The sequence below is a fragment of the Telluria sp. AIW5 genome (genome assembly GCF_056680575.1).
This window is the reverse complement of the sequence record NZ_CM155289.1, coordinates 3,890,383-3,917,156: the sequence shown is the minus strand read 5'-3', so window position 1 is coordinate 3,917,156 and position 26,774 is coordinate 3,890,383. Positions and strand designations below refer to the sequence as shown.

Sequence of the window (26,774 nt, the reverse complement as noted above, 5' to 3'; positions counted from 1 at the left end):
TGGGAGTGTAGGTGTACTATGTTGCATACGTCAAGCCTTGTTTGAGTTATATTTCATGCGCGGTCTCGTCACATGCACTGCGTTTTGCGATAATTGGCGACGTGTCCTTCATGGGCAGCGCCTCACCACGGAAATCGAGAATGACAGCAGCCCAGCTCAGCACGGATCCCGTATCCGATGAAGAAAAAGATCCCTTTTTGATCGCACTCGGCGAGCGCCTGCGCGCCTTGCGCTCGCGCCGCGGCCTGACCCGCAAGGCGCTTGCGAAGCTGGCCGACGTCTCCGAGCGCCACCTGGCGAACGTCGAGTCGGGCGTGGGCAATGCGTCGATCCAGTTCCTGCGCCAGATCACCACCGTGCTGAACTGCACCCTGGCCGAAATGATCGGTGACGAGACGGCGACCTCGCCCGAGTGGCTGATGATCCGCGAGATCCTGCGCGGCCGTTCCGACGAGGAGCTTGCCAAGGCGCGCGCCACGCTGGCGGGCATCTTCGACGCGCCCACCAGCGAAACGGCGCGCCGCCAGCGGGTCGCCCTGATCGGCTTGCGCGGGGCAGGGAAGTCGAGCCTGGGCCGTATGCTGGCCGACCACTGGATGGTGCCTTTCGTCGAGCTGGGAAGGGAAGTCGAGACCCTGGCCGGCTGCGGCATCGCCGAGATCCACGCGCTGTACGGCCCGAATGCCTACCGCCGCTACGAGCGCCGCGCGCTCGAGGACATCATCCAGCGCTATCCGCGCGCCGTGATCGCCACGCCGGGCGGGATTGTTTCCGATCCGGCTACCTATAACCTGTTGCTCTCGCATTGCTACACGGTCTGGGTCCGGGCCGCACCCAGGGACCACATGGCCCGCGTCCTGGCGCAGGGCGACACCCGGCCGATGATGGGCAACCGTGAAGCCATGGAAGACCTGAAAAGCATCCTCGAGAGCCGCGCCGCCTTCTATTCAAAAGCCGACCTGTCTTTCGATACGAGCGATATGACCCAGGAGACGGCCTATGTCGCCCTCCTCGAGCAGCTGCGCGACAGCGTGACGCTCGCCCACTGAGCTTCAGTTGCATCCCTCCCAGGCGCCGGCACCCAGCCGGCGTTTTTTTTTGCGTGGGTGGGCACTTGTGCCCACCCTACGCATGCACTAATCTTCTTGACACGTCAACAAAGCTGCAATATAGTTCATCTACGGATTCAGTGATGCACCATATTTCACCAAGGGACCACTCTCATGAGCACCGCACCTCAAATCGCTTACGCCACCTCGCCGGAGCAGTACAAGCACTGGAGCTTGTCGGTCGACGGCGAAATCGCCACCCTGACCATGAACATCAACGAGGATGGCGGCTTGAAGGAAGGCTACAAGCTCAAGCTCAATTCCTACGACCTCGGCGTCGACATCGAGCTGCACGATGCGGTGCAGCGCATCCGCTTCGAACACCCGACGGTGCGCACGGTGGTCGTCACGAGCGGAAAGGACCGCATCTTCTGCTCTGGCGCCAACATCTTCATGCTGGGTAAATCGAGCCACCCGTGGAAGGTCAACTTCTGCAAATTCACCAACGAGACGCGTAACGGCCTGGAAGACTCGAGCCGCCACGACGGCCTGAAGTTCGTCGCTGCCGTCAACGGCGCCTGCGCCGGCGGTGGCTACGAACTGGCGGCAGCCTGCGACGAGATCGTCCTGGTGGACGACCGCTCGTCCTCGGTGAGCCTGCCGGAAGTGCCGCTGCTGGGCGTGTTGCCGGGCACGGGCGGCCTGACCCGCCTGACCGACAAGCGCAAGGTGCGCCACGACCTGGCCGACATCTTCTGCACCACCTCAGAAGGCGTGCGCGGCCAGAAGGCCAAGGACTGGCGCCTGGTCGACGAAGTGGCCAAGCCGGCCCAGTTTGCGGACACCGTGCGCCGGCATGCACTGGCGCTTGCAGCCTCCAGCAAACGCCCGGCCCAGGCCACGGGCGTCAAGCTGACTCCACTCGAGCGTACGCACACCGACGACGCGATCGACTACGAATACGTGAGCCTGAAATTCGACCGCACCGCCCGCAACGTCGTGCTGACGGTGCGCGCACCGAAGGCGGCCCAGCCGCTTGACGTCGCCGGCATCGAAGCGGCCGGCATCAACTGGTGGCCGCTGCAGATGGCGCGCGAACTCGACGACGCGATCCTGCACCTGCGCACCAATGAACTCGACGTCGGCACCTGGATACTCAAGAGCAGCGGCGACCCGCAAGCCGTGCTGGCCGCCGACGCCACCCTGGTCGAACACGGCGAGCACTGGCTGGTGCGCGAAACGGTCGGCCTGATGCGCCGCACCTTCGCCCGCCTCGACGTCTCCTCGCGCTCGCTGTTCGCCTTCATCGAAGAGGGTTCGTGCTTTGCCGGTTCGCTGCTGGAAGTGGCGCTGGCGGCCGACCGCATCTACATGCTGGCACTGCCGGACGACCCGGAGCGCGCCCCCCGGATCGGCGTCAGCGAAATGAATTTCGGCCGCCTGCCGATGGTCACCGCGCAATCGCGCATCGAACGCCGCTTCTATGAGGAAGAAGGTCCGGTCGCCGCGGTGCGCGCCACGCAAGGCCGCCTGGTCGATGCAGCCGAAGCCGCAACCCTGGGCCTCATCACCTTCGACACCGACGACATCGACTGGCCGGACGAAACCCGCCTCGCGCTCGAGGAGCGCGCCAGCATGTCGCCGGACGCCTTGACCGGCATGGAAGCGAACCTGCGCTTCAACGGCCGCGAGACGATGGAGACCCGTGTCTTCGGGCGCCTCTCGGCGTGGCAGAACTGGATCTTCATCCGCCCCAACGCCGTCGGCGAACTGGGCGCACTGAAGGTCTACGGCTCGGGCAACAAGGCCCAGTTCGATTTCAATCGCGTCTGACCCGCTCGGCTATCCGGTCCCGGCAAACCACATCAAGGAAACCAACGTGAGCTCGATTAACTACACCGACAAGATCCCGAACAACGTCAACCTCTCGGAAGACAAGACCCTGCAGCGCGCCCTGGAACACTGGCAGCCGAACTACCTGCAGTGGTGGAACGACATGGGCCCGAACGGCTCGAACCAGATGGACGTCTACCTGCGCACCGCGGTCAGCACCACGCCGGATGGCTGGGCCCATTTTGGCCACGTCAAGATGCCGGACTACCGCTGGGGCATCTTCCTGGCCCAGGCCGAGAACGACCGCAAGATCAACTTCGGCGAAGAGAAGGGCCGCGCCGCCTGGCAGGACGTGCCCGGCGAGCACCGCGCCAACCTGCGCCGCATCATCGTGACGCAAGGCGACACCGAGCCGGCCTCGGTCGAGCAGCAGCGCCACCTGGGCCTGACCGCGCCTTCGCAATACGACATGCGCAACCTGTTCCAGATTAACGTGGAAGAGGGCCGCCACCTGTGGGCCATGGTGTACCTGCTGCACAAGTACTTCGGCCGCGACGGCCGCGAGGAAGCCGAAGCGCTCCTGCAGCGTAACTCCGGCGACCAGGACAACCCGCGCATCCTGGAAGCCTTCAACGAGGAGACCCCGGACTGGCTGGCCTTCTACATGTTCACCTATTTCACTGACCGCGACGGCAAGTTCCAGCTCAATGCGCTGGCCGAATCGGGCTTCGATCCATTGTCGCGCACCTGCCGCTTCATGCTGACCGAAGAGGCGCACCACATGTTCGTGGGCGAATCGGGCATCTCGCGCGTCATCCAGCGTACCGTCGACGTGATGCGCCAGCACGGCGTGGAAGATCCGGCGCAAGTGCGCGCCCTGGGCGTGATCGACCTGCAGACCGTGCAGCGCTACCTGAACTTCCACTTCAGCGTCACCGTGGACCTGTTCGGCGCCGACCAGTCCTCGAATGCCGCGACCTTCTACAGTTCCGGCCTGAAGGGCCGCTACGAAGAGACCAAGCGCGACGACGACCACCTGCTGAAGAACCAGCACTACCGCATCCTCGAGGTGGCCGGCGGCAAGCTGCAGGAGCGTGAAGTCCCGATGCTCAATTCGCTCAACGAAGTGCTGCGCGACGATTACATCCGCGATTCGATCGCCGGCATCGGCCGCTGGAATCGCATCATCGAAAAGGCGGGACTGCCATTCAGGCTCACCGCACCGAACAAGGCCTTCAACCGCCACATCGGCGGCTTCTCCGGCCACCGCGTCGCGCCGGATGGCCGCGTGCTGTCGGAAGCCGAATGGGCGGCAAACGAACGCAACTGGCTGCCGAGCGAGGAAGACCGCGCCTACGTCGCCTCGCTGATGGGCCGCGTGATCGAGCCGGGCAAGATGGCCAACTGGATCGCGCCGCCGCCGGTCGGCATCAACAAGCAGCCGATCGACTTCGAGTACGTGCGTTTCAACTGAACCAGTCAGACCGGGCGCGCCCGGTCTTTTTTTTCCAGCGAGTTTTAAGCGAGTACGCGCCATGAACGCTCCAGTCCCGATCGTCCTGATCCGCCAGCACCTGATCGACCCCGAAGTCTGCATCCGCTGCAATACCTGCGAAGAGACCTGCCCGGTCGACGCCATCACGCATGACAGCCGCAATTACGTGGTCGACGCCGACATCTGCAACCATTGCGGCAACTGCGTCTCGCCGTGCCCGACCGGCGCCATCGACCACTGGCACACGCTGCCGCGCGGCGCCGCCTATCCGCTCGCCGAACAGTTCACCTGGGACGAACTGCCGCCGAAGCAGGAGCATGCCGAACCCTTGCTGGATCAGATGGAAGCGGCCAACGAAGCGGCCGGCGGCGTCCCCGACGAAGCGGTCCAGGCGAATGCGGCGCTGTCCACATCGTCCTCGATCCCGCCCTGGTCGGCCGCGCACCCCTACGCCCACCTGTACACGATCAAGAACCCGGTCCTGGCCACCGTCGCCGGCAACTACCGGCTCACCGCCCCCGACGCCGCCAGCGATGTGCACCATATCGTCCTCGACTTCGGCGCCCAGATGTTCCCGATCCTCGAGGGCCAGTCGATCGGCATCATTCCGCCCGGGGTCGACGAAAACGGCAAGCCCCACTACATGCGCATGTATTCCGTGGCGAGCGCACGCGGCGGCGAGCGTGACGGCTACAACAACCTCGCGCTGACGGTCAAGCGCGTGGTGGAAGACCATGCCGGACGGCCGACCCTGGGCGTGGCCTCGAACTACCTGTGCGACCTGCCGAAGGGCGCCACGGTGCAGGTGGCCGGCCCCTTCGGCGTGAACTACCTGATGCCGAACCACGCCGGCTCGAACATCATGATGATCTGTACCGGCACCGGTTCGGCGCCGATGCGCGCGATGACCGAGCATCGCCGGCGAATGGCCGCGGCGGGCAAGCCGCACGACGGAAAACTGATGCTGTTCTTCGGCGCGCGCAATCCCGCCGAACTGCCGTACTTCGGGCCGCTGCTGAAACTGCCGGCGGACTTCATCGACATGCACCTGGCCTTTTCTCGCCTGCCCGACCAGCCGAAGGCCTATGTGCAGGACAAGATCCGCGCCGCCGGTCCGGCCGTCGCGCAACTGCTGGCCGGGGACACCTATCTGTATATCTGCGGCCTGAAAGGCATGGAGACCGGCGTGCTGGAAGCGCTGGGCGAGGTCTGCGCGGCGGCCGGCATCGATTGGCCAGGCCTGCAGGCGCGCATGGTCGGCGAAGGGCGCTTCCATGTCGAGACCTACTGACATTCATCCAAAGGAATCCCGCATGAACCCTGACCTCACCCTCGCCACCGACAGCTTTCGCGTCGAGATCGACGCCCACGGCATCGCCCACCTCATCTTCGGCCCGGCCGGGGCGATGCCGGTCACCGACATTGCCGGCCACGCCGCGCTGGGGACGATCTGGGCCGGGCTCGATGCACGGCCCGACGTCAAGGTCATCCTGGTGCGCAGCGAAGGCAAGGGCTTTTGCGCAGGCGGCGAGATGGCGATGGTCGAGGAGATGCTGGACTCCGAAGCGGCGCGTGCCCGCGTCATGCGCGAGGCGCGCGACCTGGTGCGCGGCATGCTCGGCTGCGGCAAGCCGATCGTCTCGGCCATCAACGGTGCGGCCGTCGGCGCCGGCCTGGCCGTGGCGCTGCTGGCCGACATCTCCATCGCCGCCCGCAACGCCAAACTGATCGACGGCCACACGAAGCTGGGCGTGGCCGCCGGCGACCATGCGGTGGCGATCTGGCCGCTGCTGTGCGGGATGGCCAAGGCCAAGTACTACCTGCTGCTGTGCGACACGGTCAGCGGCGAGGAAGCCGAGCGCATCGGCCTTGTCAGCCGCGCGGTCGACGCCGAGGCGCTGCTGGACGAAGCATTGACGATCGCACAGCGGCTCGCCGCCGGCAGTCCCTCCGCGCTGGCCGGCACCAAGCGTGCGCTCAACGGCTGGCTCCACGCGGCCTGGCCTGCGTTCGAAGCCTCGCTTGGCGCGGAGTTCATGGATTTCGCGGGTGCCGACGCGCGCGAAGGCGTGGCCGCGATCAAGGAGAAGCGCAGCCCTGTCTTTGGCGGAGCGGCCCGATGAAATTCGCCGAGATCGCCGCGACGGAACGCTTCGTACTCGGTCCGGTGACGGCCGATAGCGGCGAAGTGGTGGAGTTTGCGTCCAGCTTCGACGACCAGTGGTTCCATACCGACCCCGAGGCAGCCGCGCAAGGCCCGTTCGGCGGCCTGATCGCCAGCGGCTGGCATACCTGCGCGCTGGCCATGCGGCTGGTGTCGCGCGAGCTGCTGGCCGGTTCCGAATCGTTCGCTTCGCCCGGCCTGGCCTATTTGCGCTGGCCGCATCCGGTGCGCCCAGGCGACCAGTTGACGCTGGAAGTGAAGGTCATCGAGGCGCGGCGTTCGGCCTCGCGGCCGGAACTCGGCATCGTGCGCTGGCAGTGGGTGATGCGTAATGGCGAAGGCGAGGAAGTGCTGGACCTGGAGGCGACCAGCATGTTCAGGCTCGGCAAAGCGCCGGCGGACCTCGCGCCTGTTTCATCGCGCCCGGCAATCGACCATCATGGACCGCGACCCGGACTCCCAACGGAACACGCATGAACGATCCACGCCCGGCCACGACCACGCACAATAGCGGCGACACGGTCGTCTACGACCGCAAGCAGACCGCCACGCTGCTCGATTTCGGCGAGCTGGTCGAAGCGATCGCCGCGGCGGCGGGCGAGCTCGAAGCGGGCGCCATCCTGAGCCCGGAGCGCCTGGTAGTACCGATCGGCCAGGGTGCGGTCATGCTCAGCATGCCGGCCGCGGCGAGCGATATCGCCATTCACAAGCTGGTCAACGTCCACCCCGACAATGCACGGCGCGGCCTGCCGACGATTCATGGCGCCGTGACCGTGTGCGATGCCGCGACGGGCAGGATCCGCTTCGTGCTCGATGGCCCCGAAGTGACGGGCCGCCGTACCGCTGCCGTGACGCTGCTGGCGATGCGCCGCCTGCTGCAACGCGCGCCAGGGGATATCCTGGTCATCGGCAGCGGCAGCCAGGCGCGCTATCACGTACAGGCCCTGCATGCGCTGTATCCGCAAGCCCGGGTGTGGGTACGCGGACGAACCATGGAAGCGGCCACCCGCTTTTGCGAGGACAACCGGTCCTTGCACCCCCTCCTGCAGCCTTGCAAGGACGCTGCTCCCGCGGTGGACGTGGTGGTCACGCTCACGACCAGCACTGAGCCGGTATTCAACGAAGCCGCGCTGCCGGGGCGGCTGGTCATCGGTGTCGGGGCGTTCAAACCGATGATGGCGGAGCTGGGAGCGCTGACGCTGGCCGGCAGCGATATCTATGCGGACGACCCCGCCGGCGCCCGGCACGAGGCCGGGGACCTGATCCGGGCGGGTGTCGACTGGGCGCGCGTCGCGTCGCTCGGCGCCATGCTGCGCGAGTCCATCGACGCGACGCGGCCCGCCGTGTTCAAGAGCGTCGGCACCGCGGCCTGGGACCTGGCCGCGGCGCGCGTTGCACTGCGCTCGCTGGCGCGCCGCTAACCCCGGTGCGCCTGGCGGCGCTGCCTCAAGGCTGGACGCAGCTGAAGCTGCCGGCCGCGTTCACGTCGCCACTGCCCGCATAGCGCGGGTATTGTGGATACGTGCACAGCGGCCGCGTGCGCCCGGCGGTGGCGGACCCCGTATTGCCGTCGCTGGCAACCAGGTTGGCCGGCGCCACGCCGCGCTCGACCCATGCCTGCAGCGCGGCCAGCGAATCCCAGCGTGCCAGGAAGATGCCGGCGCCATGGCCGAAGCCCGGGATCAGGTAGAAGCGGACAAACTCGTCCACGCTGGCCTGGCCGTTGGCCGCGACCAGCTTCTGGTACCAGGCGATCGTGTTGTAGGGCGTGATCGAGTCGTCGATGGTGCCGTGGGTAAGCAGCATCTTGCCGCCCTTCGCCTTGAAGCGCGACAGGTCGGTACTGCTTGCATCGAGCCAGCCGGAGACTGTCTGGATCCGGTTCACCCAGGCGTTCGGATCGAAGGCCAGCGCATCGGTATTGAAGTCTCGGGTGATGATGCCCTTGATCGTACCGCTGGCCGGCAGCAGCTGGAAGGCCGAGCCGGCAACCGGATCGAACGGCACGATCGGGGGATTGAGCGCGGTGTCGCTCTTGCCCAGGTGGTTACTCAGGAAGGTCGTGCCCTCGAGGATCGGCCAGCGCGGGTAACTGGTGGAGCCGCCCGAGAAGGCGAAGCTGAAGTCGACCGGCGAGGCGATCTTTGCCACGGCCCCGATCTGGGCGTCCGACAGGCAGGTGTCGCCAGCGTCCTGCCCGTCCGGGCAGCGCAGGCTGGCCTTGACGGTGTCGATCGTGTACGCCGCATTGCAGGCGCGGACGTTGCTGATGATGCCATCGGCGGCGCCATCGAGCCCGTCGCAGGCGCTTGCCACGGATTTGACCAGCAGCGCGACCTTGGCCGGATTCGTCCACGCGGCGCTCGCCACCCCGGACTGCTTGCCGTAGATCGCCTGCGCCTGGGCTTGCGAGCCGAGGTGCATGTTGACGACGTTGTAGGCCGGGTACTGGGCGACGACGCCGCTGTAGTCCTCGGGATAGCGCTGGGCCGCATCGAAGGCTTCATGCCCGCCTTGCGAGCCGCCGATGAAATAGGTGTAGCGCGGCGCCCGGGCGTAATAGGCGTTCATGATGGCGCGCGCGGTATTCAGCGTTTTCTTGACCTGGAACTGGCCGAAGTTGAGCAGCTGTTCCTGGTTCAGCGCGAAATGGGTGTCGAAGGCCGGGTCCTTGTCGGCGTTGTGGCCCGAATCGCTGCCGAGGGTGACGAAGCCCTGGGTCAGCGCCGTCGGCTGGGTCGCCGGCTGGGACGTGTAGCTGCCCAGGCCCGTGACCACGGTGCCGTCGGTGCCGCCGCCGCCCATCTGCAGGGCGCGCTGGTTCCAGCTGGCCGGCAAGTTCACCTCGAAGCGGATCGGGGCCGCGTTCGGATCGACCGGGTTGATCGTGCCGGTCACCTTGCAGTAGTCGCGGGCGGCGCCGGCGGTATCGGTATCGGTCACGGGCACGGCGGCGCTGACGGCGGCGCCGCCGGTGGGCAGGCCGATCGCGGCCACCGGCACCGTCATGCCGGCCAGGCTGGCGCAGCTGACGGCCGCCTTGATGTTGGCGAGCTGGGTGTCGGCAGGCGCAGCCGCGTCGTTGGTGGAAGAACTGCCGCAGCCGGCAATGAGGGCCAGCGCAGCGGCGCTGGCGAGGGTTCGGGTCAATCCGTGCATCGTGTCTCCTGTCGTTGTTGTTGGAACGGACGTGCGTGGGAACACCGCTCACCTGTGGGAAGCGGCGAAAAACTGCAGGGAAAAGCGGAATTGCCTAGCGCGCGGGTGGCGCGCCGGCCTTGTCCCAGCTGGCAGCGTCGGTGGAGGCGCTGCCGGCGACCGAGTACATGGCCCTGGTATTACGGGTTTTCTGGAATTCTTCCAGCGACTCGCCGCGCATGGCGGCGTAGATGTGCAGGTTCGACACGCCAACCACCGCGCCCAGCTTCTCGAGCAGGAAGAAGATGACGCCGTAGCGGATCATCGCTTGCCAGTCGCGCCGCGTGATCATGTCGCGCTCCTGCGGCGGCAGGCCGGCTTCCTCGTAGGTCGCCTCGGGATCGGCCAGGAAGCGCGCGCGGAAGGCCGGGTCGATCAACCGGTGCAGGTATTTGTTGATGCGGTAGCCGTCGACGCTGCGCTGCAGGGTGAACGGGTAAGTCCCCTCCAGCTCCTGCGCGCCTTGCGTCTGGTGCGCCATGTGCTGGCGGTGCAACGCGTGGGCGGCGGCGTTCAGCGCCGGATCGACCGCCACCTCGCTCTCGTACAGGGCCACCGCGATGCCCGTCATCGACGGCAGGTAATACTCGCGGTGCAGGCAGTTGATTTTCGCCGGCATGGCGCCGCGCATTACCATCCACATGATGATCTCCGCGCTCTCCCAGCCGCCAAGGCGGGCGAAATCGGCCTGCGTCATGTTCAGCAGGACTTCCGGGTCCTTTTCGAACAGGTCGAGGAATTGCTGGTCCCATGCCGTGTTGTTGAAGCCGCAGCGTTCGCCGTGCACCTGGTGCGACAGGCCGCCGGTGGCGACGATGGCGACGTCCAGGTCTTCCGGATAGCTCTCGATGGCGCGGCGCAGGCCCTGGCCCAGCTTGAAGCAGCGGCGCGCCGAGGGCACCGGGAATTGCAGCACGCCGCACTGCAGCGGCACGATGCTGCCCGGCCAGCTGCCCTGGCCTCCGGTCCCATCTTTCTGGTGCGGCCACATGATCGACAGCGGCGAAAAGCAGCCGTGGTCGAGCGGCTTGTCCTGGAAGAAGGACATGTCGAATTCGTCGGCCATCAGCGACTCGCCGATGTGGCGGGACAAAGCGGCATGGCCGGCCACCGGCGGCAGGTCGCGCGCGCCGCCGCCCTCGTCGGCGACGCGGTACTGGTCGCCGATGCCCAGCGCGAACGCCGAGTAATGGTCGAAGAAGAAGGAAGTCACGTGATCGTTGTAGATCATCAGCAGGACGTCCGGCTTCCTGGCCGCCAGCCATTCCTTGACCGGTTCGAAGGCCGCGAAGATCGGGGCCCAGACGGCGTCGTCCTGCTTGTTGGCGTCCATGGCGAAGCCGATGGTCGGGGTATGGGAGGAGGCGATTGCGCCGACGATGTTTGCCATGATGATTCCTTGTTTTATTACGCCGCGGCCAGGCTGCGCGGGGCGAAACGGGTGAAGACGATCGACAGCGCCGCGATGGTGGCGGGGATGGCGAGGATCGCGATGACCGCGCTGAAGCCCCAGCCCAGCGACAGCATCACGCCGCCGGCAAACGAGCCGAAGATGCTGCCGAAGCGGCCCATGCCCTGCATCCAGCTTACCCCCGTGGCACGTACCGCGGTCGGGTAGCAGGAGGGGGCGAAGGCGTTCAGGCCGGTCTGGGCGCCGCTCATGCAGAAGCCCGCCAGCAGCACGAAGGCCGCGAACAGCGAGGACCCGACCGCGCCGGAAGCCAGGAAAAGGATGAAGACAGCGCCGCCGACATAAGCGAAAGCGATCACCTTGTTCGGCGTCCAGCGGTCCATCAGGTAGCCGACGACCAGGGCGCCCACGGTGCCGCCCAGCTGGAACAGGGCAGTGATGCTGGCGGCCCGTTCGATCGGCAGGCCGGCGTCCTTGATCAGGGTGGGCAGCCAGCCGCTGAGCAGGTAGATCACCATCAGGCCCATGAAATAGGTGGCCCACAGCGACAGCGTCATTTTGCGGAAGGCGGGCGAGAGCAGGGCCGCGGTCGGGGCGCCGCTTTGCACGGCCTGCTCGCTGATCGTGAATTTGGTCGCGGCGGAGACGTCGTCCGTGCCGACGACGCGGCGCAGCGTGCGCGCAATGCGCTCGGCCGGTGCATTGCGCACGACCAGGAAGCGCACCGATTCGGGCATCAGCCACAGGTAGAAGGGCAGGCAGGCGAGGGGAATCAGGCCGCCGGCGACCAGTACGGCGCGCCATCCGTGCCCGGGCAGGATCGCGGCGGCGCCGAAGCCGACCAGCGCCGAGCCGAGGTTAAAGCCGGTGAACATGATGGCGAGCAGGGTGCCGCGCGACTTCTCGGGAATGTATTCCGACAGCAGCGTCGTCGTGTTCGGCATTGCCGCGCCGAGGCCGAGGCCGGTCATGAAGCGCAGCAGCGACAGGGTGTAGACGTCGTTGGCCAGCGCACTGAGGACACTGAAGCTGCCGAACCAGGCCACTGCGCCCATCAGGAGCGTCTTGCGGCCATGGCGGTCGGACAAAGGCCCGATGAGCAGGGCGCCGATGGCCAGGCCGACGGGCGCCGCGCTCATGACGACGCCGAAGGCCGCGCGCGAGATGCCCCATTCCTTCGTGATGGCCGGCGCCAGGAAGCCCATGATGGCGACGTCGATGCCGTCGGTCGTGATGATGAGGAAGCACAGGGCCAGCAAAAGCCACTGGTAAGCGCTCATCGGGCGGCTGTTGATGTGCGCGCGCACATCCAGGGTGTGTACTGAATTCATTAAGTCTCCTGTGCGGATACGGGGAAGGCCTTCCAGGCTGGCGATGTTTCATGCAGCTGTAATGGCCTGTGCGGCTTTGTGTATCCCGTGTGTTTTTCGGCGATACCGCACCCGGAGTATAGTTTTTTAGTCTCCTTCGGGTATTGCTTTTGACTGGCGCAGCGTTGCAATCTGCTTATTGGTGTTCGCCGCTTGCCCACCGCGTGCTGATGGCTTCCATCTCGTCCAGCAGTGCGCGCGCCCCCGGCGCCAGGTGTGCGCCTTTGCGGGTCATGACGCCGATCGACCGTTCCAGCCCGGGCATATCGAAGGGCAGGACCACCAGCTGGCCGGCGGCCACCTCGTAATGCAGCTGATGGGCCGACAGGACCGTCAGCATGTCGCTCGAGGTCAGCAGGCCGCGCAGCAAGGCCAGGTCGCCGGTCTCCACGGTGGGCTTCGGCGGCGCCACGCCGTGGTGGTGGAAGAACTGCCCGAGCGACTCGCGCAGCGGGGCCCCGGGACGCGACAGCACCCAGGGGTAGCCTTGCAGGTCGCCGATGCGCAGCTTCTTCTTGCTTGCCAGCGGATGCCCGGCACGCGCGACCAGCGCCGCCTTGTCGGTGAACAGGGGGTGTGCGCTGAAGGCGTCGCCAGGGCTGTTGCGCAGCGCGCCGACGATGAAATCGATGCGTCCGCTCAGAAGGCCCGCGGTGAGTTCGCCGTACGGGCTTTCCAGGGAGCTGAGCTGCAGGCGCGGGTGGCGCCGCAGCACCGAGGCGATGGCCAGCGGCAGCAGCTGCGTGCGCGCGAGCGGCAGGGCGCCGATCATCACGGTGCCTTCGACCACGCCCGCCAATGCGGCGACATCTTCCGGAATGTGGCGCAACTCGGCCAGCACCCGCCCGAATCGCTCGATCCAGCGGCGGCCGGCATCCGTGGGAAGCATGCCGTGGGCGGTGCGCAGGAACAGCGGCTGGCCCAGCATGTCTTCCAGCCGCGAGACCGCCTGGCTGACGGCCGACTGCGAGGTGCCCATGGCCTGCGCCACCGTCGGCATGTGGTGCACCTCGGCCAGCAGGGTCGCGGCCTGCAGGCGGCGCTCGTTCAGCAAGGCCTCCACGCCCCCGACCTTGCGTCCAGGGTGGGACTGTGCGCGTTCCTGCGCCCGCACCGCATCGTCGCGTATATATTGGAGCTCGGCGTCGATGCGGTCCGCGCGCAGCCGCACCACCCCGCCCGCGGCCGTCAGCAGCATGCCGCTGCCTTTGCGCTCGAACAGCTGGACGCCGAGCTGTTCTTCGAGCGTGGAGACCGAGCGCGTCACCGCCGACGATGCGCGGAACAGGGCGCTCGAGGAGCGGCGGATGCCGCCGGTGGCGGCGACGACCCGAAAAGCGTGCAAGTGGCGGAGGCTGATGGGGTTCATGCGGTAAGGACTCAACGATAATAAGAAAATTAGAACACCCGAAGGCCCATAAAGCAACCACGCAAACTGCGCCAACCGGGATACTTGGCAACATCAAACGCATTCCGCGAACTTTCCCGGGCTTGACCATGACCTACGAAATCGCCTCCGACCTCGCCGCCGTGCCCTGCATCCTGATGCGCGGCGGCACCTCGCGCGGGCCCTTCTTCCTCGAGTCCGACCTCCCGGCCGATCCGGCCGCGCGCGACCGCCTGCTGCTGGCGGCCATGGGTTCGCCCGACCGCCGCCAGATCGACGGCCTCGGCGGCGCGCATCCGCTGACCAGCAAGGTGGGCATCGTCCGCCGCAGCACGACGCCCGGCGTCGACCTCGATTTCCTGTTCGCCCAGCTCCAGCCCGACAAGGACACGGTCGATACGACGCCGAACTGCGGCAACATGCTCGCCGCCGTGCTGCCCTTCGCACTGGAACGCGGCCTGCTGCCGCCAGGGGAGGGCACGACGACCGCGCGCATCCTGACGCTGAACACGAACATGCAGTGCGACGTCACCGTGCTCACGCCCGGCGGGCGCCTGCAATACCTTGGCGCCGCGCGCATCGACGGCGTGCCCGGCACGGCCGCCCCGATCACGATCAACTTCCTCGACACCGCCGGTTCGGTGTGCCCTTCGCTGCTGCCGAGCGGCCGCGTGCTCGACGAGATCGACGTCGGCGGCGCCGCGCCTTATACCGTGCAGGCGACGCTGATCGACAACGGCATGCCGATGGTGATCGTGCGCGCCGCGGATTTCGGCATCTCGGGCTATGAAAGCGTCGATGCGCTGAACGGCAACGCGGCCTTGCGCGCCCGCCTGGAAGCCCTGCGCCTGGCTTGCGGGCCGCTGATGGGCCTGGGCGATGTGAGCAAGAAAAGCTACCCGAAAATGTGCCTGGTCGCGGCCCCGGCCGAAGGCGGCAATATCGCCACCCGTTGCTTCATCCCGCATGTCTGCCATGAGGCCATCGGCGTGCTGGCGGCGGTCACGGTGGGCACCGCCTGCGTGCTCGATGGTTCGATCACGCAGGGCATTGCGGTGCTGCCCGGGGGGCTGCGCAAGACCGTGTCGGTGGAACACCCGACCGGCGAATTCAGCGTCGAGCTCGAACTCGACGCGCAAGACCATCAAAAGGTGGTGCGCGCGGCGCTCCTGCGCACGGCCCGCCCCATCATGCGCGGCGAAGTGCTGATTCCCAAATAACAGAGAAAGAGGAGACCAAGATGCGCAAGCCACTGATCATCGACTGCCACGGCCACTACACGACCGCCCCGAAGGCGCTCGAGGAATGGCGCAATCGCCAGATCGCCAACCTGAACACGCCGGAACTCGGACCAAAGGCGTCGGAGCTGAAGATCAGCGACGACGAGCTGCGCGAATCGATCGAGGCGAACCAGCTGCGCCTGATGCGCGAACGCGGTTCCGACCTGACGATCTTTTCCCCGCGCGCCAGTTTCATGGCCCACCACATCGGCAACTTCGAGACCAGCGCCACCTGGGCGGCGATCTGCAACGAGCTCTGCTACCGCGTGTCGGAACTGTTCCCCGATCACTTCATTGGCGCGGCGATGCTGCCGCAGTCGCCCGGCGTCGATCCAGGCAGCTGCATCCCGGAGCTGGAACGCTGCGTCAAGGAATACGGCATGGTCGGCATCAACCTGAACCCGGACCCCTCGGGCGGGCACTGGACCTCGCCGCCCCTGTCCGACAAACACTGGTATCCGATCTACGAAAAGATGGTCGAGCACGATATCCCGGCGATGATCCACGTCAGCACCAGTTGCAACCCGTGCTTCCATACCACCGGCGCCCACTACCTGAATGCAGACACGACCGCCTTCATGCAGTGCCTGACGAGCGACCTCTTCAAAGATTTCCCGACCCTGAAATTCCTGATTCCGCACGGCGGCGGCGCGGTGCCTTATCACTGGGGCCGTTTCCGCGGCCTGGCGCAGGAGATGAAGAAGCCGCTGCTGTCCGAGCACCTGCTCAACAACATCTTTTTCGACACCTGCGTCTACCACCAGCCGGGCATCGACCTGCTGACGAAAGTGATCCCGGTGAAGAACGTGCTGTTCGCCTCCGAGATGATCGGCGCCGTGCGCGGCATCGACCCGGAGACCGGCCACTACTACGACGACACGAAGCGCTATGTCGAGGCGGCCAACATCAGCGACCCCGACCGCTTCCAGATCTTCGAGGGCAACGCGCGCCACGTCTATCCGCGCCTCGACGCTGTACTGAAACAGAAAGGATTCTGAGATGACCGCATCCCTGATGAACCAGCTCGGCGTCGTCAAGCGCAACATCAACCGCGCCGACGCCGCGGCCGTCGAGCACCTCGGCCGCCTCGGCAGCGCCACCGTGCACGAAGCGATGGGCCGCGTCGGCCTGCTGAAACCTGTCATGCGGCCGATCTGGCCCGGCGCCGCGGCAAGCGGTACGGCGGTGACGGTGCTGCTGCACCCCGGCGACAACTGGATGATGCACGTGGCGGCCGAGCAGATCCAGCCGGGCGACATCGTCGTCGCGGCGATCACCGCCGAATGCACCGACGGCTATTTCGGCGACCTGCTGGCGACCAGCTTCATGGCGCGCGGCGCGCGCGGCCTGGTCATCGACGCCGGCGTGCGCGACGTGCGCATCCTCAAGGAGATGGGCTTCCCGGTATGGAGCAAGGCCATCAGCGCCAAGGGGACGATCAAGGCGACGCTCGGGTCGGTGAACATCCCGGTGGTCTGCGCCGGCGCCCTCGTGAACGCGGGCGATGCCGTGATTGCGGACGACGACGGCGTCGTCGTCGTGCCGGCAGCGGATGTCGTCCGCGTGGCCGACATCGCACAGAAGCGCGAGGACCTGGAAGGGGAGAAGCGCGCGAAACTCGCCAGCGGCGTGCTGGGCCTGGACATGTACAACATGCGCGGTCCGCTCGAGAAGGCCGGCCTGAAATACATTGACTGAGGCAGCGACTGAGGCCGCGCGCGGATTCAAAGCGGCAAACGGTGCGTCGATTGCCCGCGCATGCGCGTGTCCTTGGCGTGTCCTTGCCACAACGTCACCCGCACATGCCGCAAGCATATTGTTGACAACATTCCCTGACAGACATAGTATCAAATTGTCGTTCGCTTAACAAACAAGTGTTCGATAATCGCACGAGCAATAATAAACCTTACAATAATCCAAGGAGACACCATGAAGAACACCATCCGCAGCGCCGCCGCGCTGATGTGCGCCCTGGCAGCTGCCGGTTCGGCCAACGCCCAGACCGCGGTCCAGATCTACGGCATCGTCGACAGCGGCGTCGCCCACCTGACCAACGTCAACGCCGCCGGCGACTCGGTCACCAAAGTGCCATCGCTCACCAGCTCCTTCCCGTCGCGTATCGGTTTCCGCGGCACCGAGGACCTCGGCAACGGCCTGCAGGCCTTCTTCGTGCTGGAAAACGGCCTCGCCCTCGACACCGGTACCCAGCAACAGGGCGGCCGCCTGTTCGGGCGCCAGGCGAATGTCGGCATCAAGGGCGCATGGGGCGCCATCACGATCGGCCGCCAGCTGAACATGACCTATATCTCGGCGCTGAAGACCGACGTGCTGGGGCCGAACCTGTTCGCCATCGGCAGCATCGATCCTTACCTGCCGAACTCGCGCAGCGACAATGCAATCGGCTACATGGGCAATTTCAACGGCTTCGTGCTGGGCGCCACCTACAGCCTCGGGCGTGATGGCTCGGCAGCCGGCGGACCTGCCGCCACCAACTGCGCCGGCGAAGTCGCCAACGACTCGAAAGCCTGCCGCCAGTACACCGGCCTGGTCGGCTACGAAACCAAGGCCTGGGGCCTGAACGCGTCCTACGACAAGATGCACGGCAACGTCGGCGCCGCCGGCGGCCTGACCAGCAGCGCGAACACCGACGAGCGCACCACCGTCAACGGCTATGTCATGTTCGGCCCGACCAAGCTGGGTGGCGGCGTGGTCGCGCGCGATACCGACGCGGCAGCCGGCGAAACGAAATCGAAGCTGTACTACCTGGGCGTGAGCCATCCGATCAACGCCTTCACCATCGACGCGCAGGTGGCGCGGCTGGACGTCGACAACTCGGGCAACGACACCAACATGCTCGTTGCGCGCCTGACGTATGCGCTGTCGAAGCGTACCGCCGTCTACACGGCGCTCGGCCGCATGGACAACAAGGGCGTTGCGAAAGTGGCGCTGGATGCGGGCGGCTCGGTGGGCGAAGGCCTGGCGCAAAATGGCTTCATGGCAGGCCTGCGCCATACTTTCTGACGATGGCGCACGTAGGGTGGGCTCCGCCCACGCGGTGATACGTGAGGGCCCGGATTTCGTGCACGACGATCTCGCCGTCGCGTATCACCGCGTGGGCTCAGGAGCCCACCCTACGGCAGCAGCACCGCCAGTTCCTGCGCGCCACGCTGGAGGACCGGCAGGAACTCCTCGCGCATGCGCTCGGCGCTGACGCGGCTGGCCTGGGCGCCGACGTTGAGGGCGGCCAGGACCTGGCCCGAGGCGTTGCGCACCGGTACCGCGATCGAGCGCAGCCCCAGTTCCAGTTCCTCGTCGTTGATCGCATAGCCGTCCTGGCGCACCTGCAGCAGGATCTCGCGCAGGCGCTTCTGGCCGGTCACGGTCTTGTCGGTCATCGGTTTCAGCCTGACCCTGGCGAAGTACGCGTCCAGGTCGGCGGGCGCAAGGTGGGCCAGCATCACCCGGCCCAGCGAGGTGCAGTAGGCCGGCAGGCGGCTGCCGGTATTCAGGGCCACCGACATCACGCGCGAGGCGGCCGAACGCGCGACGTACAACACTTCGCCATCGTCCAGCACGGCCAGCGAACAGGATTCGCCCAGCTGGCGGCTGATGGCGTTCAGGTAGGGCTGGCTGGAGACGGTCAGCGGTGTCGACGACAGGTAGGAGTAACCTAGGGTCAGCACCTTGGGGCGCAGCGAAAAATTGTTCAGTTCCGCATCGACATAGCCGAGCTGCTGCAGCGTGTACAGGCAGCGGCGCACGGCGGCGCGCGGGATGCCGGTCTTCTGGCTGATCTGGGCGATGGTCTGCGGCTTGCGCGAATCGCCGAAGGCCTGCACGACGGCCAGGCCCCGTGCCAGCGAAGTCATGAAGCTGGGGTCGGTCAGGGCGTCGATCTGTTCGGCGATGGTGAGTTCGCGTTCCAGCGGCTGGCCCGCCGTATCGTCGCTGTCTGCGCTGTCTGCGCCGTTGGAACCAGGTGCTTGCGTTGTCGAATTTGTCATGGGCGGGATTTTAAAGGAGCGGAGGGCGTTTTGATTGGTCTTTTTTCTTGACCTTTCGCTCACCCTGCCACTACACTTTGATTCGGTAATCAATCATTAGTTCGATTATCGAACAACCGCATTGTAATTTCAAGTGCGACATTTCATGTGCGCCAGACCGATGGCGCACCTTCAGGTGCAGCACCAGGGTGAAGACATGATCAACAAAACCTTTGAATCGCTGGAACGTGCCGTCGCCGACGTGCACGATGGCGCCACCGTCATGATCGGCGGCTTCGGCAATGCCGGCATGCCGGCCCAACTGATCGATGCACTCATTGCGCAAGGCGCGCGTGACCTGACGATCGTCAACAACAACGCCGGCAACGGCGACACCGGCCTGGCCGCGCTGCTGGCCGCGAAGCGGGTGCGCAAGATCATCTGCTCCTTCCCGCGCCAGAGCGACTCGCACCATTTCGACGCCCTGTACCGCGCCGGCGAGATCGAACTCGAACTGACCCCGCAGGGCAACCTGGCCGAGCGCATCCGCGCCGCCGGCGCCGGCATCGGCGGCTTCTTCACGCCGACCGGCTACGGCACCCTGCTGGCCGAGGGCAAGGAAACGCGCCTGATCGACGGCCGCCATTACGTGTTCGAAAAGCCGATCCACGCCGACTTCGCGCTCATCAAGGCGCACCAGGGCGACCGCTGGGGCAACCTCGTGTACCGCAAGACCGCCCGCAACTTCGGCCCGATCATGGCGATGGCCGCGAAGGTCGCGATCGCCCAGGTGGCCGAGATCATCGAACTCGGCGAACTCGACCCGGAACATATCGTCACGCCGGGCATTTTCGTCCAGCGCGTCGTGAAGGAGGCAGCATGAACCGCTCATTGAACAGATTCAGCCGCGACCAGATCGCCGCCCGCGTCGCTCAAGACATCTTCGAGGGCGCTTATGTGAACCTTGGCATCGGCCTGCCGACCAAGGTCGCCAATTTCCTGCCCCAGGACCGTGAAGTCTTCCTGCACAGCGAAAACGGCCTGCTCGGCATGGGTCCCGCACCCGCGCCCGGCGAAGAAGACGAAGACCTGATCAACGCCGGCAAGCAGCCGGTGACCCTGCTGACCGGCGGCGCCTATTTCCACCATGCCGATTCGTTTGCCATGATGCGCGGCGGCCACCTCGACATCTGCGTGCTCGGCGCCTTCCAGGTGTCCGAAAAGGGCGACCTCGCCAACTGGCACACCGGCGCACCGGATGCGATTCCGGCGGTCGGCGGCGCGATGGACCTCGCGATCGGCGCGAAACAGGTCTTCGTGATGATGGACCACCAGACCAAGACGGGCGAAAGCAAGATCGTGCGCGAATGCAGCTACCCGCTGACCGGCGTGGCCTGCGTCAACCGCATCTTTACCGACCTCGCCGTGCTCGACGTCACCCCCGATGGCCTGCGCGTCGTCGAGATGGCGCCGGGCCTCAGCTTCGACGAGCTGCAAGCCGTCACCAGTGCGCCTTTATTGCAGCCTAACCTGGCGCCTTAATTTCAGAGGAATCAATCATGAACGACGCTTTTATCTGTGATGCCATTCGCACCCCGATCGGCCGCTACGGCGGCGCCCTGAAGGACGTCCGCTCGGACGACCTCGGCGCCATCCCGCTGCGCGAACTCATGAAGCGCAATCCCGGCGTCGACTGGACGCAGGTCGACGACGTGATCTTCGGCTGCGCCAACCAGGCCGGCGAAGACAACCGCAACGTGGCCCACATGTCGTCCTTGCTGGCCGGTTTGCCGACGGACGTCCCGGGCACGACGGTCAACCGCCTGTGCGGCTCCGGCATGGATGCCATCGGCATCGCCGCCCGCGCCATCAAGGCCGGCGAAACCCGGCTGATGATCGCCGGCGGCGTCGAGTCGATGACGCGCGCGCCTTTCGTGATGGGCAAGGCGGAGTCGGCCTTCTCGCGCCAGGCCGCCATTTACGACACCACCATCGGCTGGCGCTTCCCGAATAAACAGATGAAGCACCTGTACGGCACCGATTCGATGCCGGAGACGGCCGAGAACGTCGCGGTCGACTACAAGGTCTCGCGTGCAGACCAGGACAAGTTCGCGCTGGCCAGCCAGCAAAAGACGGCACGCGCCCAGCGCGAAGGCCTGTTCAGGGACGAAATCGTCCCGGTGCTGATCCCGCAGAAGAAGGGCGACCACATCGCCTTCGAGCAGGACGAGCATCCGCGCGAAACCAGCATCGAGGCGCTGGCGAAACTGAAGGGTGTCGTGCATCCGGACGGCTCGGTCACCGCCGGCAATGCGTCGGGCGTGAACGACGGCGCCTGCGCGGTCCTGCTGGCCAGTAAGGAAGCGGCGGAAAAATATGGCCTGACGCCGCGCGCCCGCATCGTCGGCATGGCCACCGCCGGCGTGCCGCCGCGCGTGATGGGCATCGGACCGGCGCCGGCCACCAAGAAGCTGCTGAAACAGCTCGGCATGAGCATCGACCAGATGGACATCATCGAACTGAACGAAGCTTTTGCGTCGCAGGGCCTGGCGGTGCTGCGCGAACTCGGCGTTGCCGACGACGACCCACGCGTGAATCCGTACGGCGGCGGCATCGCGCTCGGCCACCCGCTGGGCATGAGCGGCGCGCGCCTGGTGACCACGGCGATGTACCAGCTGCACCGCACCGGCGGGCGCTATGCGCTGTGCACGATGTGCATCGGCGTGGGGCAGGGCATTGCGATGGTGATTGAACGGGTCTGAGCCGTTCGCATCACCAGAATAAAGAAGTAAACAAGCAGCAGTAAAAACAAGCAGGAGACACAGCATGAACCAGCACCAACGACAAGGGAGGCAGCCATGATCGGCAATTTCATCGGCGTCCTCTTCGACGGGATTGCCTACGGCAGCCTGCTCTTCCTGATCAGCGTCGGCCTCTCGGTCACGATGGGCATGATGAACTTCATTAACCTGGCCCACGGCGCCTTTGCGATGGTCGGCGGCTATGTCTGCGTCACCTTGCTGGGCAAAATGGGCTTGCCCTTCCTGGCCACGCTGCCGCTCGCCTTCATCGTCGCGGCCGTCATCGGCCTGGTGCTGGAACGCACGCTGTACCGCCAGCTGTACCAGGCGACCCACCTCGACCAGGTGCTGTTCTCGATCGGCCTGACCTTCATGTCGGTGGCCGCCGCGACCTTCCTGTTCGGGCCGACCCAGCAACCGGTGAATTTGCCGGACTGGCTGCGCGGCCAGGTGCACGTGCTGGGCCTGGACCTGGGCACCTACCGCCTGTTCCTGATCGGCGTCGTGGTGCTGGTGACGCTGGGGCTCTACCTGCTGATCGAGCGCACCCGCTTCGGCGCACAGATCCGTGCTTCGGTCGACAACCAGACCGCCGCCGCGGGCCTGGGCATCAACGTCAGCCGCGTCTTTTCGCTGACCTTCGCGCTCGGCTCCGGGCTGGCCGGTCTCGGCGGAGGCCTCGGCATCGACGTGCTGGGCCTCGACCCGAGCTTCCCCGTCAAATACATGGTCTACTTCCTGCTGGTGGTGGCCGTGGGCGGCGCCGGTTCCATCAAGGGTCCGCTGATCGCGGCCCTGATCCTGGGCGTGTTCGACGTCGCCGGCAAATATTATGTGCCGGAAGTGGGCGCCTTCGTGATCTACACGCTGATGGTCGTGCTGTTGATCCTGTTCCCGTTCGGCCTGGTGCGGAGGAAAGCATGAACGCTTATTCCACCTCGGCTTTGAAAGCCAAAAGCGCTGCTCCTGAAGACGAACCGGTGACCGCCATGAACAAGTCCGCGCTGCGCCTGCCGAACGACCGCTGGAAGGCCCTGGAAATCGTGTTCTGGCTGCTGCCGGTGGCGTCGTACTTCCTTTTCCCGGACTACCTGGTGCTGGTCAGCCAGATCATGATCGTCGGCCTGTTCGCGCTCTCGCTCGACCTGATCCTCGGCTACGCCGGCATCGTCTCGCTGGGCCACGCCGCCTTCTTCGGCCTTGGGGCCTACACGGCGGGCCTGCTCTCGGTACACGGCTGGGGCGAGCCGATCTCCGGCCTGTTCGCGGCGGCGCTGGTGGCCGGCGTGTTCGGCTTCATCGTCAGCTTCCTTGTCGTGCGCGGCAACGACCTGGCGCGCCTGATGGTCACGCTCGGCATCGGCCTGATGCTGTTCGAGGCGGCCAACAAGGCCGCCTTCATCACCGGTGGCGTCGACGGCCTGTCGGGCATCGCGACGAGCAAGCTGTTCGGCGTGTTCGAGTTCGACCTGTTCGGCAAGACCGCTTTCTGGTACAGCTTCGGCGTGCTGTTCATCCTGTTCGTGGTGATGCGGCGGCTGGTGAATTCGCCGTTCGGCCTGTCCCTGCGCGGCATCCGCGAGGGCGGGCGCCGCATGCCGGCGATCGGCGCCAACGTCGACCGCCGCTTGGTCGCGGTGTTCACGCTGGGCGCCGCGGTGGCCGGCGTCGCCGGTGCGCTTCTGGCGCAGACGACCCAGTTTGTCGGCCTCGACGTACTCGGCTTCCCGCGCTCGGCTGACCTGATGATCATGCTGGTCCTCGGCGGCACCGGCCGCCTGTACGGCGCGCTGATCGGCACGGCCGTGTTCATGGTGGCGCAGGACAAGATCTCGGGACTCGATCCGGCCTACTGGCAGTTCTACCTCGGCCTGTTGCTGGTGCTGATCGTGCTGTTCGCACGGGGCGGCATTTTCGGCGGCGTGGAAAAGCTCGTTCAAAAGTTCAAACGCAAGGAGCCGGCATGAGCGACAACACCCTGCGCACCGAAGCGCTGTCCAAGCAATGGGGCGGCTTCAAGGCGAATACCGATATCTCGCTGACCTTCGCCCCCGGCGCGCGCCACGCGCTGATCGGCCCGAACGGCGCCGGCAAGACCACCTTCATCAACCTGCTGACCGGCGGCTTCCCGCCGACCAGCGGCAAGGTGTATCTCGGCGGCCAGGACATCACGAAGCTGGCGCAGCACGAGCGCGTCAAGCTCGGCATGACGCGCACCTTCCAGATCAACACCCTGTTCGCGGGCATGACCGTGCTCGAATCGGTGGTGCTGGCGATCTGCGAACGGCGCGGCCTGCAGAAGGTGTGGTGGAAGACGGTCGAGAAGCATGACGAGGTGATCGAGGAGGCGATGGCCTTGCTGGCCACCCTGAAGCTCACCAACGAAGCCAGTTCCATCACCCGCAGCATGGCCTACGGCAAACAGCGCCTCGTAGAAATCGCGCTGGCGCTCGCCACGAAACCGAAGATCCTGCTGCTGGACGAACCGGCCGCCGGCATTCCCTCGGCCGAGAGCAAGGAATTGTTCGAGGTGATCGCGGGCCTGCCGCGCGACGTCACCGTCGTCTTCATCGAACACGACATGGGCCTCGTGTTCCGCTTTGCCGACCGCATCACGGTGCTGGTGGGCGGCAAGGTGCTGACCGAAGGGACGCCGGCCGAAATCGCGGCCGATCCGCGCGTAAAAGAAGTGTACCTGGGTGAGGTGGAACATGCCTGAATTGCTAGCTCTGGACAAGGTCACCGCCGGCTACGGCGAATCGATCGTATTGGAAGACGTGTCGTTCACCATGAACGATGGCGACAGCCTGGCCCTGCTGGGCCGCAACGGCGTCGGCAAGACCAGCCTGCTGGTCACGCTGATGGGCCTGACGCGCCTGCACAAGGGGGCCATTCGCTGGGGCGGCGCCGACATCGCGCGCGTGCCGACTTATAAACGCTCGCGTTCGGGCCTGGGCTGGGTGCCGCAGGAACGCCACATGTTCCCCTCGCTCACCGTCGAGGAACACCTGACCGTGGTCGCGCGTCCCGGCAAGTGGACGCTGGCCAGGATCTACGAGATCTTCCCGCGCTTGCATGAGCGGCGCGCGAACATGGGCAACCAGCTCTCGGGCGGCGAGCAGCAGATGGTGGCGATCGCCCGCGCCCTGATGACGAACCCGCGCATCCTGCTGCTGGACGAGCCGATGGAGGGCCTGGCGCCGATCATCGTGCAGGAACTGGTGCGCATTATCCGGCGCCTGGTGGCCGACGAAGGCATGTCGGTGATCGTGGTCGAGCAGCACGCGCGGCTGGCGCTGTCCTTGACCTCGCGCGCGATCGTGCTCGATCGTGGCAGGATCGTGCACGATTCGGACAGCGCCAGTTTGCTCGCCGATGGCGAAAAGCTGGATCGATTGGTAGCAGTCGCATAACGTACGGGGTCATTGTGGCCAATGGCCTCAATGACGGGTTCACCGGGCACTTGTGCCCACGCGGTGATACGCGACGGCGAGATCGTCGAACACGATAACGGAGCCCGTACGTATCACCGCGTGGGCTCGAGAGCCCACCCTACGTTCCTAGAAGCGTCCCTGAGGCGCACACATAAAAGAAAGAGGAGACACACCTTGAACCACCTGAATAAAACCCGCCGCAATATCCTGCTCGCCGCAGCCATGCTCTCCGCCGGCGTCGCTTGCGCCGCCGAACCGCTGAAAGTCGGCCTGATCCTGCCGATGTCCGGCCCCTTCGCTTCCACCGGCCGCCAGGTCGACGCCGCGGTCAAGCTGTTCCTGCAGCAGAACGGCAGCACCGTCGCCGGCCGCGAGATCCAGGTCATCCTCAAGGACGACGGCGGCGTCTCGCCCGACGTCACCAAGCGCCTCGCCCAGGAACTGGTCGCGCGCGACAAGGTGCAGGTGCTGGCCGGCTTCGGCCTGACCCCGCTCGCGCTGGCCGCCGCCCCGGTCGCCACCCAGGCCAAGGTACCGATGATCGTCATGAACGCCGCCACCTCAATCATCCCGCAGCGCTCGCCCTACATCGTCCGCACCGGCCTGACGGTGGCCCAGGTCACGGCGCCGATGGCGCGGTGGGCCGCGAAGAACAAGATCAAGTCCGTGATCACCCTGGTCTCCGACTATGGCCCGGGCCTCGACGCCGAGAAGGTCTTCGTCAAGGATTTCACCAAGGCCGGCGGCAAGATGGTCGACACGCTGCGCGTACCGCTGCGTAACCCCGACTACTCGCCCTTCCTGGCGCGCGTAAAAGACGCGAAACCGGACGCGCTGTTCGTCTTCGTGCCGTCGGGCGAAGGCGCCGCCGTCATGAAGCAGTTCACCGACCGCGGCCTGGCAGCGGCCGGCATCCGCCTGATCGCCACCGGCGACGTACTGGACGACGACCTGATGCCGAGCATCGGCGACGCCGCCCTGGGCGTGGTCAGCAGCCACCACTATTCGGCGGCGCACCCGTCGCCGGAGAACAAGGCGTATGTCGCTGCCTTCACCAAGGCCAACCCCGGCATGCGCCCGAACTTCCACGGCGTCGGCGGCTATGACGGCATGCACCTGCTGTACGCGGCACTCAAGAAAACCGGCGGCAACAGCGACGGCACCAAGCTGGTCGAGGCGATGAAAGGCATGTCCTGGACCAGCGTGCGTGGCCCGGTGATGATCGACCCGAAAACCCGCGACATCGTGCAGAACGTGTATATCCGCAAGGCCGAGAAGCGCGACGGCGGCGTCTACAACGTCGAATTCGACACGATCGAGAAGGTTCGCGATCCAGGCGTCGAGTAATCTGGTTTGACGGAAGCCGGTA

24 protein-coding genes are annotated in these 26,774 nt (G+C 66.0%); 19 read left to right on the top strand and 5 right to left on the bottom strand.

Annotated elements, in window-relative coordinates:
* Nucleotides 1-140: 140 nt before the first annotated feature.
* The 7 genes from AC1MEM_RS17345 (at nucleotide 141) to lhpI (ending at nucleotide 7,962) form a co-directional block, all read left to right on the top strand.
* The gene (locus AC1MEM_RS17345) at nucleotides 141-1,049 is read left to right on the top strand and encodes a helix-turn-helix transcriptional regulator (protein WP_499472545.1); all 909 of its coding nucleotides are present in this window, start codon (nucleotides 141-143) and stop codon (nucleotides 1,047-1,049) included.
* A 174-nt stretch (nucleotides 1,050-1,223) separates the two neighbouring features.
* A complete protein-coding gene (gene boxC / locus AC1MEM_RS17340) occupies nucleotides 1,224-2,882 on the top strand; it encodes a 2,3-epoxybenzoyl-CoA dihydrolase (protein WP_499472543.1) in 1,659 nt (552 codons plus the stop codon).
* A 46-nt stretch (nucleotides 2,883-2,928) separates the two neighbouring features.
* Nucleotides 2,929-4,356: a benzoyl-CoA 2,3-epoxidase subunit BoxB gene (gene boxB / locus AC1MEM_RS17335; RefSeq protein ID WP_499472541.1), complete on the top strand. Its 1,428-nt coding sequence runs from the start codon at nucleotides 2,929-2,931 to the stop codon at nucleotides 4,354-4,356.
* Between the two features lie 61 nt (nucleotides 4,357-4,417).
* Nucleotides 4,418-5,668 (top strand): benzoyl-CoA 2,3-epoxidase subunit BoxA, encoded by a 1,251-nt coding sequence (gene boxA / locus AC1MEM_RS17330; RefSeq protein WP_499472539.1) that lies wholly within the window; start codon nucleotides 4,418-4,420, stop codon nucleotides 5,666-5,668.
* A 22-nt stretch (nucleotides 5,669-5,690) separates the two neighbouring features.
* Nucleotides 5,691-6,500: an enoyl-CoA hydratase/isomerase family protein gene (locus AC1MEM_RS17325; RefSeq protein WP_499472537.1), complete on the top strand. Its 810-nt coding sequence runs from the start codon at nucleotides 5,691-5,693 to the stop codon at nucleotides 6,498-6,500.
* The gene (locus AC1MEM_RS17320; RefSeq protein WP_499472535.1) at nucleotides 6,497-7,018 is read left to right on the top strand and encodes a MaoC family dehydratase; all 522 of its coding nucleotides are present in this window, start codon (nucleotides 6,497-6,499) and stop codon (nucleotides 7,016-7,018) included. Before AC1MEM_RS17325 ends, AC1MEM_RS17320 begins: the two co-directional genes overlap by 4 nt.
* On the top strand, nucleotides 7,015-7,962 hold the full coding sequence (lhpI, locus tag AC1MEM_RS17315; RefSeq protein ID WP_499472534.1) for a bifunctional Delta(1)-pyrroline-2-carboxylate/Delta(1)-piperideine-2-carboxylate reductase: 948 nt from the start codon (nucleotides 7,015-7,017) through the stop codon (nucleotides 7,960-7,962). The genes AC1MEM_RS17320 and lhpI overlap by 4 nt, the downstream gene beginning before the upstream one ends.
* 25 nt (nucleotides 7,963-7,987) lie before the next feature.
* Here the strand turns inward: lhpI and AC1MEM_RS17310 are convergent, their stop codons facing one another.
* The 4 genes from AC1MEM_RS17310 to AC1MEM_RS17295 all read right to left on the bottom strand — a co-directional run bounded on the left by AC1MEM_RS17310 (nucleotide 7,988) and on the right by AC1MEM_RS17295 (nucleotide 13,889).
* On the bottom strand, nucleotides 7,988-9,700 hold the full coding sequence (locus AC1MEM_RS17310; RefSeq protein WP_499472532.1) for a tannase/feruloyl esterase family alpha/beta hydrolase: 1,713 nt from the start codon (nucleotides 9,698-9,700) through the stop codon (nucleotides 7,988-7,990).
* 94 nt (nucleotides 9,701-9,794) lie between these two features.
* Nucleotides 9,795-11,129 carry a gallate dioxygenase gene (locus AC1MEM_RS17305; protein ID WP_499472531.1) on the bottom strand — a complete coding sequence of 445 codons (1,335 nt, stop codon included), beginning with the start codon at nucleotides 11,127-11,129 and terminating at the stop codon, nucleotides 9,795-9,797.
* Between the two features lie 17 nt (nucleotides 11,130-11,146).
* Nucleotides 11,147-12,481 (bottom strand): MFS transporter, encoded by a 1,335-nt coding sequence (locus AC1MEM_RS17300; RefSeq protein WP_499472529.1) that lies wholly within the window; start codon nucleotides 12,479-12,481, stop codon nucleotides 11,147-11,149.
* A 175-nt stretch (nucleotides 12,482-12,656) separates the two neighbouring features.
* Nucleotides 12,657-13,889, bottom strand: coding sequence for a LysR family transcriptional regulator (locus tag AC1MEM_RS17295; protein ID WP_499472527.1), 1,233 nt, complete (start codon nucleotides 13,887-13,889; stop codon nucleotides 12,657-12,659).
* Between the two features lie 128 nt (nucleotides 13,890-14,017).
* On the opposite strand from AC1MEM_RS17295, the gene AC1MEM_RS17290 reads away from it, so the two are divergent.
* The 4 genes from AC1MEM_RS17290 to AC1MEM_RS17275 all read left to right on the top strand — a co-directional run bounded on the left by AC1MEM_RS17290 (nucleotide 14,018) and on the right by AC1MEM_RS17275 (nucleotide 18,208).
* Nucleotides 14,018-15,127, top strand: coding sequence for a 4-oxalomesaconate tautomerase (locus AC1MEM_RS17290; protein WP_499472525.1), 1,110 nt, complete (start codon nucleotides 14,018-14,020; stop codon nucleotides 15,125-15,127).
* A gap of 32 nt (nucleotides 15,128-15,159) precedes the next feature.
* Nucleotides 15,160-16,185 (top strand): amidohydrolase family protein, encoded by a 1,026-nt coding sequence (locus AC1MEM_RS17285; RefSeq protein ID WP_499477678.1) that lies wholly within the window; start codon nucleotides 15,160-15,162, stop codon nucleotides 16,183-16,185.
* Nucleotides 16,186-16,201: 16 nt separating this feature from the next.
* Nucleotides 16,202-16,885 (top strand): 4-carboxy-4-hydroxy-2-oxoadipate aldolase/oxaloacetate decarboxylase, encoded by a 684-nt coding sequence (gene ligK / locus AC1MEM_RS17280; protein WP_499477677.1) that lies wholly within the window; start codon nucleotides 16,202-16,204, stop codon nucleotides 16,883-16,885.
* Between the two features lie 231 nt (nucleotides 16,886-17,116).
* The gene (locus AC1MEM_RS17275) at nucleotides 17,117-18,208 is read left to right on the top strand and encodes a porin (protein ID WP_499472523.1); all 1,092 of its coding nucleotides are present in this window, start codon (nucleotides 17,117-17,119) and stop codon (nucleotides 18,206-18,208) included.
* A 110-nt stretch (nucleotides 18,209-18,318) separates the two neighbouring features.
* Here AC1MEM_RS17275 and AC1MEM_RS17270 read toward each other — a convergent pair whose 3' ends face one another.
* Entirely contained in the window at nucleotides 18,319-19,191 is an 873-nt protein-coding gene (locus AC1MEM_RS17270) for an IclR family transcriptional regulator domain-containing protein (RefSeq protein ID WP_499472521.1), read from the bottom strand.
* A 196-nt stretch (nucleotides 19,192-19,387) separates the two neighbouring features.
* On the opposite strand from AC1MEM_RS17270, the gene AC1MEM_RS17265 reads away from it, so the two are divergent.
* From AC1MEM_RS17265 to AC1MEM_RS17230, 8 genes are all read left to right on the top strand, one after another.
* Complete coding sequence (locus tag AC1MEM_RS17265; protein WP_499472519.1) at nucleotides 19,388-20,053, top strand: 3-oxoacid CoA-transferase subunit A; 666 nt, start codon at nucleotides 19,388-19,390, stop codon at nucleotides 20,051-20,053.
* An 8-nt stretch (nucleotides 20,054-20,061) separates the two neighbouring features.
* Nucleotides 20,062-20,712: a CoA transferase subunit B gene (locus tag AC1MEM_RS17260; protein WP_499477676.1), complete on the top strand. Its 651-nt coding sequence runs from the start codon at nucleotides 20,062-20,064 to the stop codon at nucleotides 20,710-20,712.
* Nucleotides 20,713-20,729: 17 nt separating this feature from the next.
* On the top strand, nucleotides 20,730-21,932 hold the full coding sequence (gene pcaF / locus AC1MEM_RS17255; RefSeq protein ID WP_499472517.1) for a 3-oxoadipyl-CoA thiolase: 1,203 nt from the start codon (nucleotides 20,730-20,732) through the stop codon (nucleotides 21,930-21,932).
* Nucleotides 21,933-22,028: 96 nt separating this feature from the next.
* Nucleotides 22,029-22,895, top strand: coding sequence for a branched-chain amino acid ABC transporter permease (locus AC1MEM_RS17250; protein WP_499472515.1), 867 nt, complete (start codon nucleotides 22,029-22,031; stop codon nucleotides 22,893-22,895).
* 65 nt (nucleotides 22,896-22,960) lie between these two features.
* A complete protein-coding gene (locus tag AC1MEM_RS17245; protein WP_499477675.1) occupies nucleotides 22,961-23,938 on the top strand; it encodes a branched-chain amino acid ABC transporter permease in 978 nt (325 codons plus the stop codon).
* A complete protein-coding gene (locus tag AC1MEM_RS17240; RefSeq protein WP_499472513.1) occupies nucleotides 23,935-24,690 on the top strand; it encodes an ABC transporter ATP-binding protein in 756 nt (251 codons plus the stop codon). The genes AC1MEM_RS17245 and AC1MEM_RS17240 overlap by 4 nt, the downstream gene beginning before the upstream one ends.
* The gene (locus tag AC1MEM_RS17235) at nucleotides 24,683-25,384 is read left to right on the top strand and encodes an ABC transporter ATP-binding protein (protein ID WP_499472511.1); all 702 of its coding nucleotides are present in this window, start codon (nucleotides 24,683-24,685) and stop codon (nucleotides 25,382-25,384) included. The genes AC1MEM_RS17240 and AC1MEM_RS17235 overlap by 8 nt, the downstream gene beginning before the upstream one ends.
* Nucleotides 25,385-25,627: 243 nt before the next feature.
* A complete protein-coding gene (locus AC1MEM_RS17230) occupies nucleotides 25,628-26,752 on the top strand; it encodes an ABC transporter substrate-binding protein (RefSeq protein WP_499477673.1) in 1,125 nt (374 codons plus the stop codon).
* Nucleotides 26,753-26,774: the final 22 nt, after the last annotated feature.